The organism is Niallia taxi, assembly GCF_032818155.1.
GTDB lineage: Bacteria > Bacillota > Bacilli > Bacillales > Cytobacillaceae > Niallia > Niallia taxi_A.
In genome coordinates this window covers 550,219-568,733 of record NZ_CP102589.1, presented here as the reverse complement: position 1 = coordinate 568,733, position 18,515 = coordinate 550,219, and the positions used below count along the sequence as shown (strand labels likewise).

General features: G+C 38.9%; 17 protein-coding genes and 1 riboswitch. Of the genes, 5 read left to right on the top strand and 12 right to left on the bottom strand.

Translation table 11 applies throughout. The features are described 5' to 3' along the window. Window positions 1-190 precede the first annotated feature (190 nt). The 4 genes from NQZ71_RS02870 to tenA are packed head-to-tail and all read right to left on the bottom strand — an operon-like array spanning window position 191 to window position 3,764. Entirely contained in the window at window positions 191-922 is a 732-nt protein-coding gene (locus tag NQZ71_RS02870) for an energy-coupling factor transporter transmembrane component T family protein (protein ID WP_275008240.1), read from the bottom strand. Further along, complete coding sequence (locus tag NQZ71_RS02865; RefSeq protein ID WP_317011267.1) at window positions 888-2,507, bottom strand: ABC transporter ATP-binding protein; 1,620 nt, start codon at window positions 2,505-2,507, stop codon at window positions 888-890. Before NQZ71_RS02865 ends, NQZ71_RS02870 begins: the two co-directional genes overlap by 35 nt. Beyond that, window positions 2,485-3,081 carry an ECF transporter S component gene (locus tag NQZ71_RS02860; protein WP_275008236.1) on the bottom strand — a complete coding sequence of 199 codons (597 nt, stop codon included), beginning with the start codon at window positions 3,079-3,081 and terminating at the stop codon, window positions 2,485-2,487. Before NQZ71_RS02860 ends, NQZ71_RS02865 begins: the two co-directional genes overlap by 23 nt. Next, on the bottom strand, window positions 3,081-3,764 hold the full coding sequence (gene tenA, locus NQZ71_RS02855; RefSeq protein WP_317011266.1) for a thiaminase II: 684 nt from the start codon (window positions 3,762-3,764) through the stop codon (window positions 3,081-3,083). The genes NQZ71_RS02860 and tenA overlap by 1 nt, the downstream gene beginning before the upstream one ends. A gap of 125 nt (window positions 3,765-3,889) precedes the next feature. After that, a riboswitch (TPP riboswitch) is annotated at window positions 3,890-3,991 on the bottom strand. A gap of 311 nt (window positions 3,992-4,302) precedes the next feature. On the opposite strand from tenA, the gene NQZ71_RS02850 reads away from it, so the two are divergent. The 3 genes from NQZ71_RS02850 to NQZ71_RS02840 all read left to right on the top strand — a co-directional run bounded on the left by NQZ71_RS02850 (window position 4,303) and on the right by NQZ71_RS02840 (window position 8,197). Beyond that, window positions 4,303-5,919, top strand: a complete 1,617-nt coding sequence (locus tag NQZ71_RS02850) for a lactate permease LctP family transporter (RefSeq protein WP_317011265.1) — start codon at window positions 4,303-4,305, stop codon at window positions 5,917-5,919. Between the two features lie 27 nt (window positions 5,920-5,946). Next, window positions 5,947-6,894, top strand: coding sequence for an L-lactate dehydrogenase (locus NQZ71_RS02845; protein WP_260055750.1), 948 nt, complete (start codon window positions 5,947-5,949; stop codon window positions 6,892-6,894). A 211-nt stretch (window positions 6,895-7,105) separates the two neighbouring features. Next, complete coding sequence (locus NQZ71_RS02840) at window positions 7,106-8,197, top strand: alpha/beta fold hydrolase (protein ID WP_144455038.1); 1,092 nt, start codon at window positions 7,106-7,108, stop codon at window positions 8,195-8,197. A 40-nt stretch (window positions 8,198-8,237) separates the two neighbouring features. Here the strand turns inward: NQZ71_RS02840 and NQZ71_RS02835 are convergent, their stop codons facing one another. After that, the gene (locus tag NQZ71_RS02835; protein WP_144455037.1) at window positions 8,238-8,576 is read right to left on the bottom strand and encodes an MGMT family protein; all 339 of its coding nucleotides are present in this window, start codon (window positions 8,574-8,576) and stop codon (window positions 8,238-8,240) included. 111 nt (window positions 8,577-8,687) lie between these two features. On the opposite strand from NQZ71_RS02835, the gene NQZ71_RS02830 reads away from it, so the two are divergent. Further along, window positions 8,688-9,884, top strand: coding sequence for an NAD(P)/FAD-dependent oxidoreductase (locus NQZ71_RS02830; RefSeq protein WP_275008229.1), 1,197 nt, complete (start codon window positions 8,688-8,690; stop codon window positions 9,882-9,884). Window positions 9,885-9,962: 78 nt separating this feature from the next. Here NQZ71_RS02830 and rfbB read toward each other — a convergent pair whose 3' ends face one another. From rfbB to NQZ71_RS02800, 6 genes are all read right to left on the bottom strand, one after another. After that, the gene (rfbB, locus tag NQZ71_RS02825; RefSeq protein WP_317011263.1) at window positions 9,963-10,955 is read right to left on the bottom strand and encodes a dTDP-glucose 4,6-dehydratase; all 993 of its coding nucleotides are present in this window, start codon (window positions 10,953-10,955) and stop codon (window positions 9,963-9,965) included. A gap of 256 nt (window positions 10,956-11,211) precedes the next feature. After that, window positions 11,212-11,919: an ABC transporter ATP-binding protein gene (locus tag NQZ71_RS02820; RefSeq protein WP_144455034.1), complete on the bottom strand. Its 708-nt coding sequence runs from the start codon at window positions 11,917-11,919 to the stop codon at window positions 11,212-11,214. Then, the gene (locus tag NQZ71_RS02815; protein WP_127738885.1) at window positions 11,919-12,701 is read right to left on the bottom strand and encodes an ABC transporter ATP-binding protein; all 783 of its coding nucleotides are present in this window, start codon (window positions 12,699-12,701) and stop codon (window positions 11,919-11,921) included. The genes NQZ71_RS02820 and NQZ71_RS02815 overlap by 1 nt, the downstream gene beginning before the upstream one ends. After that, on the bottom strand, window positions 12,691-13,629 hold the full coding sequence (locus tag NQZ71_RS02810; protein WP_127738884.1) for a branched-chain amino acid ABC transporter permease: 939 nt from the start codon (window positions 13,627-13,629) through the stop codon (window positions 12,691-12,693). The genes NQZ71_RS02815 and NQZ71_RS02810 overlap by 11 nt, the downstream gene beginning before the upstream one ends. 9 nt (window positions 13,630-13,638) lie before the next feature. Further along, window positions 13,639-14,514 carry a branched-chain amino acid ABC transporter permease gene (locus NQZ71_RS02805; protein WP_144455033.1) on the bottom strand — a complete coding sequence of 292 codons (876 nt, stop codon included), beginning with the start codon at window positions 14,512-14,514 and terminating at the stop codon, window positions 13,639-13,641. Between the two features lie 87 nt (window positions 14,515-14,601). Beyond that, complete coding sequence (locus tag NQZ71_RS02800; RefSeq protein ID WP_186304052.1) at window positions 14,602-15,771, bottom strand: ABC transporter substrate-binding protein; 1,170 nt, start codon at window positions 15,769-15,771, stop codon at window positions 14,602-14,604. Window positions 15,772-16,471: 700 nt separating this feature from the next. On the opposite strand from NQZ71_RS02800, the gene NQZ71_RS02795 reads away from it, so the two are divergent. Next, window positions 16,472-17,251 (top strand): hypothetical protein, encoded by a 780-nt coding sequence (locus NQZ71_RS02795; protein WP_317011262.1) that lies wholly within the window; start codon window positions 16,472-16,474, stop codon window positions 17,249-17,251. A 42-nt stretch (window positions 17,252-17,293) separates the two neighbouring features. Here NQZ71_RS02795 and NQZ71_RS02790 read toward each other — a convergent pair whose 3' ends face one another. Next, complete coding sequence (locus NQZ71_RS02790) at window positions 17,294-18,376, bottom strand: NAD(P)/FAD-dependent oxidoreductase (RefSeq protein ID WP_317011261.1); 1,083 nt, start codon at window positions 18,374-18,376, stop codon at window positions 17,294-17,296. Window positions 18,377-18,515: the final 139 nt, after the last annotated feature.

Below are 18,515 nucleotides of genomic sequence, written 5' to 3'. Positions count from 1 at the left end.
TTTCAATTATATGTTGTATATACATGTTGTGTCAATTCTTTTTTCATTAGATTTTATTTCCATTTTTACGTTAATAAACTATGTTAATATTCCTTGTAATAAACCTCTTTTTGAAAATTTACTACTAAAAAATCCAAGAACTTTAAGGTAATATACCCTCTTTAGTCCTTGGATTTTCACTTTTTGGTACTTAAAGAAAAACCATCGAAATAGCAAACAGAAGAAGCAGACTGACATAAAGAACGTCTATTGGTGTAATTGCTGTTGTTTTGTAATAGCTTCTGTCCCTGCTTCCGGTAAACCCTCGTGCTTCCATAGCAATTGCCATTCGTTCAGACTTTCGAATAGCATTTGTAAGAAGTGGGATAGCATATCTTTTGAATGACTGCCAGCCTCTTCTTTGCTTGTAGCCTCTTATACGGTGCGCATCCTTCAACTGCACAAGCTCTGCTTGAAACATCGGAATACAGCGGAAGCCTGCCATAAAACCATATGCCCATTTCGGAGATACCTTTAGCTGGTGGATCAAACTCATCATAAATAAGTGAAGATTAGTAGTTGAGGTAAAGAGCAGGCCGATTGTAACGAAAGCAAGCATTCTTAAGGAAATGGTCAGCCCATTACCGATACTTTCCTCTGTTATCCGAAACCATGCCCACTGCCAAATTTCGTTATCTCCCTTCCCGAACGCAGCAAGCATCCAGAAAACAAGCACAAAAAACAAGCAGTAAGGAACCATTACTTTTAACAAATACCTTACTGTCCACCCTCCTATCGCTAACCCTAACAGTAAGAATGCGATCCAGAATACTAATGTTTTTATTGGGTTCCCTATAAACATGAGCATAACCATAACAATAATATGAGCTATCAGCTTATAACTCGGATTAATTTGGGACAAGCAGGATTGATTGCTTTCCAAGTAAATACTCCTCCTTCACTGCTCGTTCGTAAGCATAATGTAATGGTGGAATAAGTCCTGTTTTCTCCAGCAGCTTATCATCTGAAAATAAGGAAAAAGGGTGACCATCAAAGCAAAGACTTTTTTCATCAAATAAAATTACCCTATTTGAATATCGATCAACAATATTCATGTCATGTGTGACCATTACGATTGTTGTCCCAAGCTCTTGTCGCTTTTTCAATAAGCATAACAGCCTCTCTGCCGAGTGCTTATCCTGTCCGAAGGTCGGTTCATCAAGCAAGAGAACTTCCTGATTGAGAAGAAGCATTGTCGCTACACTTAATCTTCTTTTTTGACCAAAGCTCAGGTTAAAAGGATTCCTGTTTAAATAATTTAAAAGCCCAAATTCCTTCAGCAGCTCCAATGCTTTTGCTTCGGCTGACTCCTGTCTCACATTTTGCTGTTCTCCGGAGAAAAGTATCTCTTCATAAACTGTTTTAGTAATGAACTGCCATTCTGGATTTTGGAAAACAAATCCGATTTTCTCGTATAACTGGCTCTCCTTCCACCTCTTCAAATGGATATCCTTGAAAACAACACTGCCCTTGCTAATCTTTTTCAGCTTTGCCAGTACCTTTATCAAGCTGCTTTTCCCGCTTCCATTCTTACCTATAATCGAAATCCACTCTCCCTTTCCAAACTGGAAGTTTACATCACGGAGAACGGTCTTCCTTTCATAGGAAATAGTTACAGCCGCTGCAGACATAAGTGAATCAGTATTATGCTGTAATGCCTCTTTTTTCATCTTACTTTGCAAATACTTTTCGTTTAATTGTTTACTTAAAGGATGATTCTTGTTACGAATAATTTCATGCCACTCATATGGATAAACTTCTGGTCGCCATATTCCTGCTTCCTCCATTTGGCTTTTATACTTCGCCAGTATATATTGGGGGTGACCGTCACCAATTACTTCGCCATGCTTATTTAACAGGATGACCCGATCCATCCACTCCATGCAGCCGTCAAGGACATGCTCCACCATGATCATTGTTTTTCCAGTCGAACTTGCGAGCTGCTTCAACAGCTTAAATAACTCCTTCCTGCTAGCAGGGTCAAGTTGTGCAGTAGGTTCATCTAAAAACAGCACGTCAGGCTCTAATGCGAGCACACAAGCTAACGCAAGACGCTGCTTCATACCTCCTGACAATGCATCGATTTTCCCATGAAGCCCGACCTTAAGTCCGACCATATCCAGCAGTGCTTTTATCTTTAAGACCATCTCCTCTGTTGGAACATTTCTATTCTCAAGACTAAAGGCAATTTCCTCATCTACATGCTGCATACAAAACTGCGTATCAGGATCTTGAAACAAGATACCCACTTTTTGCTTTCGGATTACCTCGCCTTTAACCTTTGCCTCAATATGGTTTGGAATGATTCCGGCAAGGACAGACAAAAGTGTCGATTTGCCACTGCCACTCGGACCAAGAATTAACACATTCTCTCCAGGCTGGAAATCTAATGAAACAATATTAAGAACAGGCTTCATTTGACCAGAAAACTGGACAGTAAGGTTTTTACATCCTAACAATGAACTCATCGTTATCATCCTTTTGGGTATCCTGTTTATTTATAGCAAAATGATCGAGTACACCTGTTGCTAATAAAGCATCCACTATGCCTTTCGCGAGTAGCCCGCCAAGCAGCATGCCGCTGATAATTTGAATAATGAATGTCAGCAGTAATGTGCCAGTTGTATAATAACCGAAGCCATTGGCAATAAGGCTATACAGCATGCTTCCTACTGCCGCCATTGCGCCTGACAGCATTAAAACAGAAACATGATATTGCTTATAGCGAAAGACAGCAAAAGCTAATTCTGCACCAAGTCCCTGCAAGACACCAATCAGCAACGCAGACAATCCGAAGTGACTGCCAGTGAGCAGTTCTACCGCTGCTGCTGCAACTTCAGCAATAAATGCAGCGCCAGGCTTCTGAATGATATAGGCAACAATCGGGCTTGCTATTACCCAAATTCCAAACATAAGGTTAGCTCCAACAGGACCGACTAATGCAGAAACCGGCAAATATAATGTAGACCAGCCTAAATAGAGGACTCCGCAAGCAACAGACAAAACAACCATCAGCACAACTTCTTTTATCTTCCATTCCATTATGCTTTAACCTCTATCTTCACAGGCCAGTCCTCAAGTGTATACGCCATGTCCCAAAACTTGTATTCCATATGGCAGCTTATCAAAAAGTACTCTGTCAGCTTTTGCTTTTGCTGCTCACTTAAGCTCTCAGCCAATTCATCTAGACGCTCACAAAATGTGTCAGTAATCCCCATCGACCCGCCGCCATAAAAACGAATCCACTCATTGAAGGGATGTCTTGAGTCTGGCTTTACCTCTTCAAGCAGCCTCTTGCCAATCTCTGCATATGTCCATGGACATGGAAGCAGTACGGCAAGAATATCTGGTATTCCTCCTGACTGGGCCACTGTTAGCATATGACGGATATAATGGTGTGCACTTGGTGATAATGGGAACCCTTGCAGCTGCTCATATGTAACACCAGCTACTTCACAGAAATTATTATGAGGGTGAATCTCACTGTGCAGGACAAAAGAAATTTGCTCATTAAACATTTGCATTTCCTTTCTGTTATCACACTTGGAAATAGCTGTTCCATAAATTTGCATAAAGGAGTTCAGGTACTCAAAATCCTGCTTCACATAATGGATAAGCTGTTCTGCCTGCAAGTCTCCATTTGCGATTCCTCTTACAAAGGGGTGTGCAAAAATAGCCTCAAAAATCGGATCTGCCTCTTGTCGTAATTGTTTAGAAAAACTCATCACTTATCTCCTCCTTTTTTATTAATAGGAAAATAAAGTGACCTTGTTACATTTCAAAACCGCAAAAAGGCCACTCCAAAAATGGAGTGGCCTATAAATAGTCAAATAAACGCATTTAAACTAAATAGATACCGACTCCACTTTCCTACGCTAGTACGAACTAGATCAGGTTCGAAGGGTCCAAGAACTTCTTGTCTCAGCCTCAATTGGCTCCCCTAGTGGATTTTCCTATTAATTTACCTATACTTTACATAAATAGCTACTAACTGTCAACTGATTATTCTAAAAAATCAGACATAAGTACCTTTTATGCTTATCTAGAATATTCAGCATGAAATGGCTAAAAATATAAAAAATATGTTTTATTTTAACAAGGAAGGGAACTGAAATGTTACAAACTAGTGAACAACTTTTTATTAAGAAAGCGTTTTACATATCGTATTCACAAAACAGACATAATTATGTGATGTTTTTCACAAAGTAACCACTATAATGAAATTGTAAACAAAATAATTTATTCCAGAGGAGCTGAGAAAGCATGACAGCATGGAACCAAGTTTATGATCCATTGAATAATTTATGGATCTCAGCCATCATTGCAGCTATCCCAATATTATTTTTCATCCTCATGTTGACCGTATTTAAATTAAAAGGATATGTAGCAGGAGCATTGAGTATTATCGTCGCAGGTATTGTTGCTGTTTTCATATATAAAATGCCTTTTGTTTTTGCACTCATGTCAGCACTATACGGAGCACTTGCCGGCATTTGGCCAGTCGCCTCCATTGTATTCGCAGCAATCTTCCTTTATAAGATTACTGTAAAAACAGGAAAGTTTGCCATTATCGAAAATAGTATTTCTTTTATCACATCAGATCAGCGCTTACAGGTTTTAATTGTCGCATTCTCATTTGGAGCCTTTTTAGAGGGTGCTGCTGGTTTCGGGGCTCCTGTTGCAATAACAGCAGCAATATTAGTTGGACTAGGCTTTAGCCCAATATATGCAGCAAGTCTTTGCTTAATCGCCAATATTGCTGGAGGAGCATATGGAGCAATGGGAATTCCTGTAACAGTTCCAGCATTGCTAACAGGCCTTGATGGACTAGCAGTCGGCAGATATACAGCCATCATCATTCCCATTCTTGCTGTCATCGTCGCATTTCTGCTTATTTTTATCATTGACGGCTGGAAGGGAATCAAGCAAACATACCCGGCAGTGTTTGTAGCTAGTATCTCCTTTGCCATAACACAGGCCTTAGTGCTTTATTTCATTGGTGCTGAACTAGCAAATATTTTTGCTGCAATCGTAAGTCTCGTGGCATTAGCACTTTTCTTGCAAAAATGGCAGCCTAAAGAGATTTATCGTGTTAATAAAGAGGAAAAAACAGATACAACGGTGAAGTACTCTCTATCTGCGATTGCATATGCATGGCTTCCATTTATCTTTTTAACAATCATTGTGACAATATTCAACTTATCTATATTCAAAAACTTGTTTATTACAGATGGACCATTGGAAAAATTAGTATTTCTTCTTCCAATTCCATTCTTGAATAATAATGTTATAAAGCTTCCACCTATCGTTCCAGAAGCAACACCATATGCAGCCGTTTTTAAGCTTGATTTATTTTCATCTACAACAACAGCTATTGTCATCACAATTATTGTTGCTAGCATATTGTTTAAATGCAGCAAAAAACTGCTTGTGGAAACGACAAAGGAAACAGCAAAAGAGCTTTTAACACCTGTGCTGACTATTTGCAGTGTCCTTGGATTTGCCTATATCTGTACTTATTCTGGCATGTCTTCTACATTAGGTCTTGCTTTCGCATCAACAGGTGATATATTTCCTTTATTTGCACCTTTGTTAGGTTGGTTAGGAGTTTTCCTAACAGGATCTGTTGTCAACAGTGGTTCTCTATTTGCACCACTGCAAGCTGTCACTGCTACCCAAATTGGAATTGCACCAGAAACAATGGTTGCAGTGAATGTCATTGGCGGAACAATGGCCAAAATGATATCACCCCAGTCTATTGCTGTTGCAGCCGCAGCCGTTGGACTTGCGGGAAGGGATAGCGACTTGTTCAAGGTTACCATCAAATATAGTGTTAGTTTATTAGTATTAGTCGGTCTAGTTAGCTGGATATTATTTTAAAATAATAATTAAAGAGGAGAATTAATCATGAAAAAACAAAATATTAATCGTGTTGTCTTAATCGGAACTGGAGCAGTTGGATGTAGCTACGCTTATTCATTTATTAATCAAGGTGTTGCGGAGGAACTAGTTCTGATTGATGTGAATGAATTAAGAGCTGAGGGTGAAGCAATGGACTTGAACCATGGTATTCCCTTTGCACCAACTCCTGTGAAAGTATGGAGCGGCCAATATGCTGATTGCCAAAAGGCCGATTTAGTTGTCATCACTGCTGGATTGCCGCAAAAACCAGGTGAAACTCGCCTTGATCTTGTTGCAAAAAACACAGCTATTTTCAAAACAATTGTCAAAAATGTAATGGACAGCGGTTTTAACGGCATCTTCCTTATTGCTACAAACCCTGTAGACATTCTGACATATGTGACTTGGAAAGAATCTGGATTGCCTAAAGAAAGGGTAATCGGATCTGGTACAACACTAGATACTGCTAGATTCCGTTACATGCTTGGCGAATACTTTAATGTAGATACTAGAAACGTTCATGCTGCTATTATTGGCGAACATGGTGATACAGAATTGCCTGTATGGAGTCGCACTACAGTTGGCTTAGAGGAAGTCGAAACATTAATTGCAAAAAACAGCAAATACAGCCAAAAGGATCTAGATGATATTTTCGTCAATGTACGAGACGCAGCATACCATATTATCGAGCGAAAAGGAGCAACCTACTATGGAATTGGAATGTCTCTTGTCCGCATCACAAAAGCTATATTAGGAAATGAAAATTCTATCTTACCAGTATCTGTTCATCTGGATGGACAGTATGGACATAAGGATGTATATATCGGAGTTCCAGCCGTAATTAATGTAGATGGGATAAGAGAAGTCCTTGAAATTCCATTAAACCAAGAGGAACAAAAGCAGTTCGACCATTCTGTAAAAGTTTTAAAAGAGACAATGTCTACTGTTATATAAAATGAGATAAAGAAGATTTGATCTCCATTGCGCTTAGCATTGGAGGTCTTTTATCTGTTATAGTTTTCAAAAAAAATGACCATGCTATTTAGATACCATCCTCTTGAGACCTTTGTGAAAAGCTGGAAAAGTTATTGTCTGTTTGATTTTATTCTGGTAATGTCTAGGAGGAATACATTTTAATAACCATTAAATAAGGAGGGACGACCAATTGCCGAAAATAAATTTCATAACAATATTGGATATGTTCCTCCTTCTTCTTTTTATCTTATTGCTGTTCCGGTGGATTCTAGCAAATTCGATACGTCGAAAGCATAGAATTCACTCACAACATGGGATTGATCAAGAGGTGATAATGGAGATAGGCGGTATCCAACAATATCTTTATATAAGAGGACAAAATATCAGCAATCCTATTATTCTTTTTCTTCATGGTGGTCCAGGTACACCAATGACGCCTGTGCTGCATAAATACCAATATGGCTGGGAACATGATTATACAGTTGTTAACTGGGATCAGCGCAATACTGGCAGAACTTATTTTCTTAACAAGAAAAAGGCAGACACAATTATTGCTTCTCTCTCTGCAGACCAGGTTGTTGAGGATATTCATGAAATTGTCCTGTATCTCTCAAAACGATTTAATCAGGACAGAATCATCATTATGGGTCACTCATGGGGAACGACGATTGGAAGTCTATTTGTGCAGCGCTATCCAGAGCTGACTAAAGCATATGTTGGTATTTCTCAAATCGTCCATTTAAATGATGGGGCAGCTCTTATGGCTGCGGAAATCCGAAAAAAAGCTCTCGTTCAAGGATCTGAGAAGGATGCGGAAATACTAGAGCGACTGCAAAAAGGGCTCCATGACAGCTTAAAGGCGACAGAAGCAGCCGTTGTTAAAATGTATAAAATAGCAAAAAATTATATTTCATATATGTCTGATTCCTTTGCCTTTTTAAAGGCAGGGGCAGTTTCTCCATATTTTTCTTTAAGACACTTAAGCTATTTTCTAAGGAAGGAAAAGCTTCAGGCACCTCTATCCGAATATGCAATAAAGCATGATATTAGAGAGCAATCTTCAAGCTATTCTGTACCTGTTATATACATAGTAGGGCAGTATGACTTACATTTTAAGTATTTATTTGAACAATACTACCCGCTTATTAAGGCACCATACAAAAACATGATTTCCATCGCAAACGCAGGACATAATGTCATGATGGATAAACCTGATCAATTCAGCCAGGCTTTACAGAAGGGCTTACGAGAAATGAACAAGGTCACATTAATGGACCATTGAGACTCCAAAACAACTAAGTTTTGGAGTTTTTTCGCCTTCTTTATTCCTCAAAATAGTCTCTTTCCCATTCTTCGAGAGGGAAATGCTGATACTTATTCAGCTCCAATTCACCTTCTCTATAAAAAATGACGCCCTCGTCCTCAAGCAGATGCTTCTGAAGTGAATTTCCTTCCTCGGCTTTTATCACTATGGCTCCTTGTGCATTAACTACTCGATGCCAAGGAAGCTGGTATTTTTGGCTGGAGCTGTGCAGTATTCTGACCACTTGCCTCGCACCTCTCGGACTTCCAGCTATCCTTGCAATTTGTCCATATGTCATTACTTTCCCTGTTGGAATCGATTGAATGATTTCTATTACCTTTTTTGTAAATGGTGTCATATCTTCTGCCTCTTTACTTATTTTTCGATTAGTAAAACTGAAAATTTTAGGACATGCTAATTTAGATTGATTTTAATAGTATCAGATTAAACATGAGAGGGGAAATATGCAATGAAATTGCAATCTGGAAACTACTATTGGCCAACTACCTTCCCTGAATCCCCTGTGTATCCTAGTCTTGGCGAGGATATAAGCTGTGATGTTCTTATTATAGGTGCGGGCAGCTCTGGTGCCCAATGTGCCCATTACTTAAAGGATACAGGACTGAAGGTTGCAGTAGTCGACAAACGGAGAGTAGGGGAAGGCAGCACCACAACAAACACAGCACTTATTCAGTATCTTGGCGATAAGATGCTATTTGAGCTTGTGAACAGCTTCGGTGAAGATATGGCTATAAGGCATTTGAAATTATGTGAAGAAGCAATCAATGACATAGAAGGTGCGGCAAATGCACTTGATATATCCTCTGACTTTAAACGGAGAGACAGCCTTTATTATGCAAGCTATCCAGAGGATATCGAAAAACTGGAAAAAGAGTATGCCTATCTTCAAAAGCATGGTTTTCAGGCAGTTTTGCTGTCCGAACAGGAAATAAAAGAGAAATACGGTTTCGGGAAATACAAGGCACTTTATACGTATAATGATGGTGAGCTTAACCCATTTAAATTCAATCATGCTCTAATCGATGGTGCAGTAAAAAAAGGTGTAGCTATTTATGAGAACACGAGGATCAACGGTAAGAAGCTAGAAAATAATCAGGCAGTCTTATACACAGACAAAGGCCATTCTATTACTGCAAAGCATGTGATTTTCGCTGCAGGCTATGAAAATCTTGAATTTAGAAATGAAAAAAACAGTGTGCTGGCAAGCTCCTATGCTGTCGTTACAAACCCCATCGAAGATTTCTCAAGCTGGCATAAGCGGACATTGATATGGGAAACGGCCCGCCCTTACATCTATATGAGAACAACGCTTGATAACCGCATTATCATAGGCGGCTTTGACGAAAATACAGCGAATGCCGATAAGCGAGATTCAAAAATCATCAGCCGAAAAGAAAAGCTTATCAAAGAATGCAAAAAGCTATTTCCTGAATTGGACATCCACGCTGAATACTATTTAGGTGCTTTTTATGGAGGAACACATGATGGACTGCCGTTAATTGGAGAATATGAGGAGTTTCCAAACTGTTATTTTTTGATGGCTTATGGTGATAATGGGCTTGTCTACAGTATGGCATTAGCGAAGATACTTCGTGATGTAATCACAAAGGGCAGCCATCCTGACCTATCCATTTATCAGCGGTAAATAATGGAGAAGCACACTTTTATTCCTTTTAGTGTGCTTTTATTAACAACTACTAAAAACCAATAGTTACCTTGATTTCTAACCATTTTTGCTGCCCGCATGTATTTCCTTCAAAGGACGCCACCATGATTCATTTGTTAGATACCAGTCTACCGTCTCTTTCATACCGGCTGCAAATGTATAGGCAGGCCTCCAGCCAAGCTCCTGCTCTATCTTCATAGGATCAATAGCATAACGGTAATCATGGCCTGGACGGTCTTCCACATACTTTAGCCTGTCTTCTGGAAGGTTCAACCTATCCATGATAAGATGGGCTATTTCATTATTGGTCATCTCTGTTCTTCCGCCTATATTATATACTTCACCCTTTTTTCCTTTTCGCAGCACACAGTCAATAGCAGCACAATGATCCTTAACATGAATCCAATCACGGATATTTTCTCCGTCTCCATAAACAGGGAGAATCTCCCCATCAACACCATTTGTAATGAGTAACGGAATAAGTTTTTCTGGAAATTGGTATGGCCCATAGTTATTAGAACATCTTGTTATATTCACATCTAAACCATATGTCTTATAGTAAGAACGCACAAGCATATCACTTGCCGCCTTGCTTGCTGCATAAGGACTATTCGGGGCAAGCTGGCTATGCTCTGTGAAACAACCCTCCTTGCCAAGACTGCCATAAACTTCATCTGTCGAGATATGAATGAACCTGCCGACCCGTTTCTCCTTTGCTGCCTCCAATAAAGTCAATGTTCCTTGCACATTTGTTTCCACAAAGGCACCTGGATTAACAATGCTTCTGTCAACATGGGATTCTGCTGCAAAGTTGATAATAGCTTCTATGTTATGAACATCCAGCAAATGAGTGATAAGCTCAAAATTTGTAATGCTGCCTCGGACAAAATGATGGTGAGGATTATTTTCGAAATCAGCTAAGCTATTAAAATTTCCTGCATATGTCAGTAAGTCTAGATTAACAATATTCATATCAGAATATGCATCAAGCATATAGCGGATGAAATTGCTGCCGATGAACCCAGCACCGCCTGTTATAAGTAAATTCATGATTTAACCCCCTGTTAGAAGTTGTTTTTTAATGTCTTATCCGCCTGCTAGTTAATCGCACCATCCAAGCACTGAAAACGAATACATTTAATCCCTTTTTATTTTACAAGGACATAAGTGGTAATGGTACTACTTTGTAATCACTTCTTATCCAATTATCCACTTAATTCACTTAAGGATTATATAAATATGCAAATTTTTTTTACTTCTCCCCATAAAAAAAAGCCGCCTCGCTAAAGGCAGCTTACCAAAATCATCAATGCCCGCCAAGATAGGCTTGCTTTAAGTCGTCACTTTCTTGCAGCTCAGCAGCTGTGCCTGACAGCACAACCTTGCCTGTTTCGATGACATAGCCTCTGTCTGCAATCGACAGAGCCATATTGGCGTTTTGTTCTACTAATAAAATGGTTGTTCCACTTTGATTTATTTCCTGAATTACTTTAAATATTGTCTTAACAAACAGGGGAGCTAAGCCCATGGATGGTTCATCAAGCAATAATAGCTTTGGTCTTGCCATGATAGCTCTTCCCATTGCAAGCATCTGCTGCTCACCGCCTGAAAGCGTTCCAGACAACTGCTTTTTCCGTTCCTGTAATCTTGGAAACACCTCATATACCTTTTCTAGGTCTTTTTTTATCTCATTTTTATCATTACGCAAATAGGCGCCTAATTCAAGATTTTCTTCAACTGTCATGTTGGCGAAAACTCTGCGTCCTTCTGGTACGTGGGAAATACCTGCTTTAACAATTGTTTGAGCAGCTTTTCCTGAAATAGGCTTACCCAAATACTGGATGCTGCCTTTTTTCGGTTTTAACAGTCCTGACAATGTTTTGAGAAGGGTGCTTTTTCCTGCACCGTTTGCTCCGATAAGCGTTACAATTTCACCTTCGTTCACCTCGAGGCTGACTCCCTTTAATGCTTGGATATTTCCATAATAAACATTGATGTCTTCTACTTTCAGCATTATTCTGAAACCTCCTCGCCTAAATATGCCTCAATTACCTTTGGATGATTGCGGATTACATCAGGAGTTCCTGCTGCTATCAGCTGTCCATGATCCAAAACATAAATGCGCTCACAGATTCCCATAACAAGCGGCATATCATGCTCAATCAAAAGAATTGTTAAGTCAAACTGCTTTCTAATAAATGCAATCAGCTCCATGAGCTCATGTGTTTCTTGAGGATTCATGCCGGCTGCAGGCTCATCAAGCAAAAGCAATTTAGGTCCTGCAGCAAGTGCTCTGGCAATTTCCAGTCTCCGCTGTTGGCCGTACGGCAGGTTTTTTGCCTTTTCATCTTTATAACGTTCAAGCTGAAAGATTTTCAGGAACTCAATTGACTTTTCCTCCATTTCCTTCTCACCAGCAAAATGGGAAGGAAGGCGAAGAATGCTGCTTATCATGGAATGCTTTGCTAAGGAATGATAAGCAACCTTAACATTATCAAGGACAGTTAACTCATTGAAAAGACGAATATTCTGGAAGGTTCTGCTGATACCGCGTCTTGTTACTTGGAACGGCTTTAGACCCGTCAGCTTTTTCCCATCAAACACAATTTCTCCTTCTGTTGGTGCATACACACCTGTTAGCATGTTGAAGGTTGTTGTTTTCCCTGCACCATTCGGTCCTATTAAGCCAATCAATTCGCCGCGGTTAAGCTCTATATTGATTTCTGATACTGCCTTTAGACCACCAAATTGAATGCCTGCACCCTTCACTTGCAATAGAGCTGTATTATTTGTCATTTGAGCCGCCTCCTTTCCGCTTGAATAAATCAGTGATCTCCATCGTACCCATCAATCCTTTCGGACGATACAGCATCACAATAACAAGAACAAGGCTGTAAATAATCATCCGTGTTGATGGATAGTCCTGCAGAAATGTTGAAATAATCGTTAAGAAGACAGCTGCTATCACGGAACCGGACAAGCTTCCTAATCCGCCTAAAACAACATAAATAAGAATGTCAAAGGACTTTAAAAAACCAAAGTTGGTTGGACTGATAATATAGAAATTATGTGCCTGCAATGCTCCGGCAACCCCAGCGAACAAAGAGCCAATTGCAAATGCAGCAACTTTATAATAAGTCGTGTTTATTCCCATTGCGTCTGCTGCAATCTCATTTTCTCTAATGGAGATTGCGGCACGGCCATGTCGTGAGTTCGTGAAGTTTACAATGACCAAAACAGTGATGAACAAGCAAATAAATGCATATGTCCATGTAGTTAAGTGAGAAACCTGCATACCAGCAGCTCCACCAACATAATCAATATTTAAAAAGAATATACGAATAATTTCTGCAAATCCGAGTGTGGCAATCGCTAGATAATCTCCTCTTAATCTCAAGGTCGGAATCCCAACCAATAATCCAGCTAAAGCAGCAACCACACCACCTGCTATAATTGCTACAGGGAAAGGAAGCTGTAATTTCATCGTTACAATTGCTGATACATACGCACCAACAGCAAGGAATCCGGCATGTCCAATAGAGAACTGACCAGTTATCCCAATTACAAGATGCAAACTAACTGCCAGCATAATATTAATTGCTGTTAAGATAATCATATTGCTGTATACAGAGTCAATTACTTGATATGTTATTAAATATTGGATTACACTGTAGGCAATAATGGAAAGCACCAAAAATACCCAAAAACTTTTTGATTTTTTCATCGTTCTCACCTACACTTTCTCTTTCGTATTCTTGCCTAAAATGCCTGCAGGCCTGAAGATAAGAATCAAAATTAAAATGATAAATGCAGCAGCATCTCTCCAAAGCGAGAAGCCTAATGCACTTACAACCGTTTCGACAAGGCCTAATATAAGCCCTCCGATCATTGCTCCTGGTATGATGCCGATGCCGCCTAGTACTGCAGCAACGAACGCCTTCAGGCCTGGAATGACTCCCATTAATGGTTCAATTTTTGTGTAATATGCACCGAAGATAACTCCGGCAGCACCTGCTAATGCCGATCCAATCGCAAACGTAGCAGAAATAGTTCTGTCTACATTTATTCCCATAAGTCTTGCTGCATCCATATCATGAGAAACGGCACGCATTGCTTTTCCTGTTTTTGTTTTATGAACGATAAATTGCAATATAAGCATTAATGTTACAGATGTTCCTAGGATTAATAATGACTTGCTGCTGATTTGAGCACCAAAGAAGTCAAAAGTTTTTGTTGGCAATACATTCGGGTAAGCAACAAGACCGGCTCCCCTAAAGTAAATAAATACATATTCTATTAATAAGGATACGCCGATAGCTGTAATTAACGCCGCTATCCTCGTAGCATTACGAAGCCTCTTGTAAGCAATTCTTTCAATGATTACTCCGAAAACAGCACAAGCTGCCATCGATACAAGCAAGGCAGGAAAGAAGCTAAGCCCCCATCCAGTAATCGAATAAAAGCCAATAAAGGCGCCAATCATAAAGACATCTCCATGGGCGAAGTTTATCAGTTTAATAATTCCGTAAACCATCGTATAACCTAATGCAATAAGTGCGTAAATGCTGCCAAGAGAGATGCCGTTGACAAGCTGCTGTATCCATTCCATGTTCTCTCACTCCTTTTTCCAAAACTAACCTTTTTTTCTCCTAAAATATAAAAATAGGGAGGATGCTCCCCCCCATTTTTTGAACTATTAAGGATTAACCTTTGAGTTAAAGACTTGCTTTCCATCCTTATATTCAAGCACTGTTGCCGATTTGATTGGGTTATGATTTTCATCAATTGTAACTACACCAGTGATCAAGGACAGGTCTTTTGTTTCAGCTAATGCATCTTTCACTTTTTCCGAATCTGTGCTTCCAGCTCTTTCAATAGCATCCTTCAATAAGTATACAGAGTCATAGCCAAGTGCATTGAATGCGTCAGGGCTCTTGCTGTACTTGTCATTAAATGCTGTAACGAATTTTTGAATGCTTTCATCTGGATCCTCAGAAGAGTAATGGTTTGTGATAAATGTGTTGTTTAAGTTTTCTGCACCAGCAAGTTCGATAAGCTTCGGTGAATCCCAGCCGTCAGCTCCCATAAATGGAACAGTGATACCCATTTCACGAGCTTGCTTGATGATTAGTCCAACCTCTTCATAATAACCTGGGATAAATACGAACTCTGGTTTTTTCGCTTTAATATTTGTCAGTGTTGAGCTGAAATCTGTATCCTTTGCCACATAAGCTTCTTCTGATACAATTTCTCCCCCATTTGCTTCGAAGGTTTCTTTAAACGCAGCCGCTAAACCTTTCGCATAGTCGCTGGCACTGTCAGCAAAAATTGCAGCTTTTTTAATATTCAGTTTTTCCGAAGCGAAGTTTGCTGCTACATTTCCTTGGAACGGATCGATAAAGGATGTTCTGAATGCATAATCATTGACAGAGCCATCATCGTTTACCGTCACATTTGGAGCCGTTCCTGATGGAGTAAGCAATACTGTCTTTTTATCATTTGCAATTTGTACTTGAGCAACTGTATCACCGCTTGTTGCAGCCCCGATAATTGCAGATACTTTATCTTGATCAATTAGTTTAAGAGCACCATTTGTTGCTTCAGTAAGATCTGATTTATTATCAACCTTTACTGGAACGATTTTTTTGCCGTCGATTCCGCCGTCTGCATTGATTTCTTCAATTGCCAAATCAATACCGCTTTCTAACGACTGACCATATGATGCTACCTGGCCAGAAAGCTCCAAGTTAACACCGATTTTTATTTCATCACTGCTAGCGCCGCCTTCACCTTTTGGACTACATCCAGCCAAGATTCCTGCCGCTAAAGCAGATGTTGCTAACAAATAACTAAGCTTCTTTTTCATGTTTGAATCCCCCATTTTGTTTAAGTATTCTGAAAATAACAAAATCTCCAAAGCTCTTTCTCTATTTCTTTGAAACATATTTGCTATTCTAGTACACTGCTGTCTTTGCTGTCCAGTATAATTTTTAACTAGTTAAATAAATCTGAAAATTTGTGACAGTTTTGTTTCTAATTAGCTTTACTTCCCTCTTATCGGCACTTTCTATCATTTCATTAGCTTCCAATTATTCATATTCGCCAAAAGTTTTTTGAATAATTTTACTAATGTGATTATTATATTAACCGCATTTCTATATATAAAGCAATACCCTGATTATGCCAAACTCATGTAATATTTATTAACACATAACGTTATTTAGGACTTGTTTCACACAAAAAAACGGGAAATTTCTACAATTTTCTACTTCTACAATATAAATAACGAAGAAATTCTAACATAAATTTCAATTCACTTTTAAAGGTCGTTTTAAGATAATCTGCTTTCTCCTATAAATACATAGATACTATGCTAAAATATAAACTTACTAATATATTTACTAACTTTCATTCGGAAACCTTAATTTGTAATATCTCATTACATAATCTATGAATAGGCCTGCTTCCTATTCTATTATTTTTTTAAGTTTTTTAAAAAATTCACTCATTTTTTTGTAAGGATAGGGAATAAAAAAGTAACAAGAAAAAAAGAAGGGAGAATTAATATGAAGATTTTTCCCATAATGGTCACAGGTAGTCTCCTTTTTCTCACAAGCTGTAATGCAAATGAACAGGCTAATAACGACAAGGTGTCTGCTGACAGCAATCAAGTACAGGCAGAGCAAACAACGAACAAGCCTGCTGCTTCACAGGACAATACAAACAGTGAATGGATAGCTGACGTCAAGAACCAGCTAATAATGCAAAAGGCGGTACTTCCACAAACCGTTCCGGTAGCAACCGGTAATTATGTGGCCGTTAATATCGACGATAACACATTAGACAGCTATAATGTCAGCTTCTATTCTTCTGAAACAAAGAAGGATATAAATGATCCTTCATTAACTTCAAATGAAAATGTACAGCCACTGGCAAAATTTTCAGCCAATGTTACTAGTGAAGCTAGTAATACGTTCCCAACATTCAACGAGAAGGATATTCCAGAGGATATGTCTGTCGATTTAGGATACGGTATTAAAGGAATGATAGAGGGTGCTGCTGGAAGCACTTATCTACAATGGAAGGAAGGCAGATGGGTTATGCAAGTTAAAACTGTTTCTGCTGACAATCGGGATATAGAAGCAGTCGGCAAGGAGATGGTTGAATATTTAGAGTCCCATTCTCTCCCTGCACCAAATGATAATGGCTTTGTTGAGGTTAGCTATCCAGCTGGAGAAGACAATGCTGAAACAAGGATAATTTGGGAAGACGGAGACACTATTTACGAACTATCGACAACAGGAAAGCCTGTTGATGCATTAAAAATGGCCGTTTCTGCAGAATAGAAAAAAATCCGCTGTCACTGACAGTGGATTTTCTATTTTTATTTATATTTTTACCTTCATTTGTGTACAATCATCACACTGCATCATATTTTTAACAATATCTTTATTGCGTTCTTTAAATACCTCGTTATGAGAAGAAACCATTCCGCTTGTATTAGCCTCAGGCTGAATAAACAACTTTGCCTTATTTACTGCGTTCGCTGCATCTTGGAAAGCACCTGCAATTAAATGAACTTTTCCATCATGCTTCAAAATATCTCCAGCAGCAAAAAGTCCTGCAACAGATGTCTCACTATTAGCCGTACCTGAAATATAATATTCTTCGCGCATCTCTATATCCAATTCACTGTTCTTCAATAAAGAGGAATCCATTTCGTAGCCATGATTAATGACAACTTCATCAACATCGATCAGTGCTATTTCTTCTGTTTGATCATTTGTTACTTCAACTGAATCAATTGTATCATGACCATCCTTCGCGATAAGCTTCGTGATGGAAGTATGGAACAAGATTTCTACCTTACTTTCCATAAGCTGTGTCGCTTTAGCCTCATGTCCTCTAAAGCTGTCTTTTCGGCATGTTATATATACTTTTTTCGCAACTGGCTCTAGTTCAAGTGCCCAATCTATCGCTGAATTGCCTCCACCTGAGATAACTACAGTTTTATCCCTGAATTGCAGCAGTGATTTAACAGTATAGTTCAGGTTAGAAACCTCGAATCTTTCAGCACCTTCTATTTTTATTTTTTGAGGGGTAAGTATGCCGCTGCCCACCGCAACAATTACTGTTTTCGAATAGTGCAGCTCACCATTGGTTGATTCTAATATAAAACATCCTTCCGCGTTTTTGCGTATAGATGTAATCTTTGTATTTAAGGCAACTTCCGGATTAAATGTCAACCCTTGCTGCACAAGTTGTTCTCTTAGCTTTTCTCCTGGAAGTGGCGTAACGCCGCCTACATCCCAAATCATCTTTTCAGGATACAGATGGAGCTTTCCTCCCAAATGCGGCAAAAATTCAACGATTTTTGTCTTCATTTCTCTTAAACCACTATAAAAAGCAGAGTAAAGTCCTGCTGGTCCACCACCAATAATCGTCACATCGAATATTTCTGTATTTTCCATATCACTTCACTCCTATGGTTTGGGATTAAATTTAAATTGATTCTCATTCTCAATTAGTATCATAACCTGTTTTTAAATTTTTTACAATGGAATATTGACAGAAATATGAAACGATAATAAGATTTACTTGTTCAAAAAT

Excerpts from the sequence above, each read along its gene's own strand:
- NQZ71_RS02810 (WP_127738884.1), bottom strand. The coding sequence starts at position 13,629 with ATGAAAAAATCAAAAAGTTTTTGGGTATTTTTGGTGCTTTCCATTATT.
- NQZ71_RS02800 (WP_186304052.1), bottom strand. The coding sequence starts at position 15,771 with ATGAAAAAGAAGCTTAGTTATTTGTTAGCAACATCTGCTTTAGCGGCA.
- NQZ71_RS02830 (WP_275008229.1), top strand. The coding sequence starts at position 8,688 with ATGAAATTGCAATCTGGAAACTACTATTGGCCAACTACCTTCCCTGAA.
- NQZ71_RS02790 (WP_317011261.1), bottom strand. The coding sequence starts at position 18,376 with ATGGAAAATACAGAAATATTCGATGTGACGATTATTGGTGGTGGACCA.
- NQZ71_RS02850 (WP_317011265.1), top strand. The coding sequence starts at position 4,303 with ATGACAGCATGGAACCAAGTTTATGATCCATTGAATAATTTATGGATC.
- NQZ71_RS02805 (WP_144455033.1), bottom strand. The coding sequence starts at position 14,514 with ATGGAATGGATACAGCAGCTTGTCAACGGCATCTCTCTTGGCAGCATT.
- NQZ71_RS02835 (WP_144455037.1), bottom strand. The coding sequence starts at position 8,576 with ATGACACCATTTACAAAAAAGGTAATAGAAATCATTCAATCGATTCCA.
- tenA (WP_317011266.1), bottom strand. The coding sequence starts at position 3,764 with ATGAGTTTTTCTAAACAATTACGACAAGAGGCAGATCCGATTTTTGAG.
- rfbB (WP_317011263.1), bottom strand. The coding sequence starts at position 10,955 with ATGAATTTACTTATAACAGGCGGTGCTGGGTTCATCGGCAGCAATTTC.
- NQZ71_RS02860 (WP_275008236.1), bottom strand. The coding sequence starts at position 3,081 with ATGGAATGGAAGATAAAAGAAGTTGTGCTGATGGTTGTTTTGTCTGTT.
- NQZ71_RS02865 (WP_317011267.1), bottom strand. The coding sequence starts at position 2,507 with ATGAGTTCATTGTTAGGATGTAAAAACCTTACTGTCCAGTTTTCTGGT.
- NQZ71_RS02795 (WP_317011262.1), top strand. The coding sequence starts at position 16,472 with ATGAAGATTTTTCCCATAATGGTCACAGGTAGTCTCCTTTTTCTCACA.
- NQZ71_RS02820 (WP_144455034.1), bottom strand. The coding sequence starts at position 11,919 with ATGCTGAAAGTAGAAGACATCAATGTTTATTATGGAAATATCCAAGCA.
- NQZ71_RS02815 (WP_127738885.1), bottom strand. The coding sequence starts at position 12,701 with ATGACAAATAATACAGCTCTATTGCAAGTGAAGGGTGCAGGCATTCAA.
- NQZ71_RS02845 (WP_260055750.1), top strand. The coding sequence starts at position 5,947 with ATGAAAAAACAAAATATTAATCGTGTTGTCTTAATCGGAACTGGAGCA.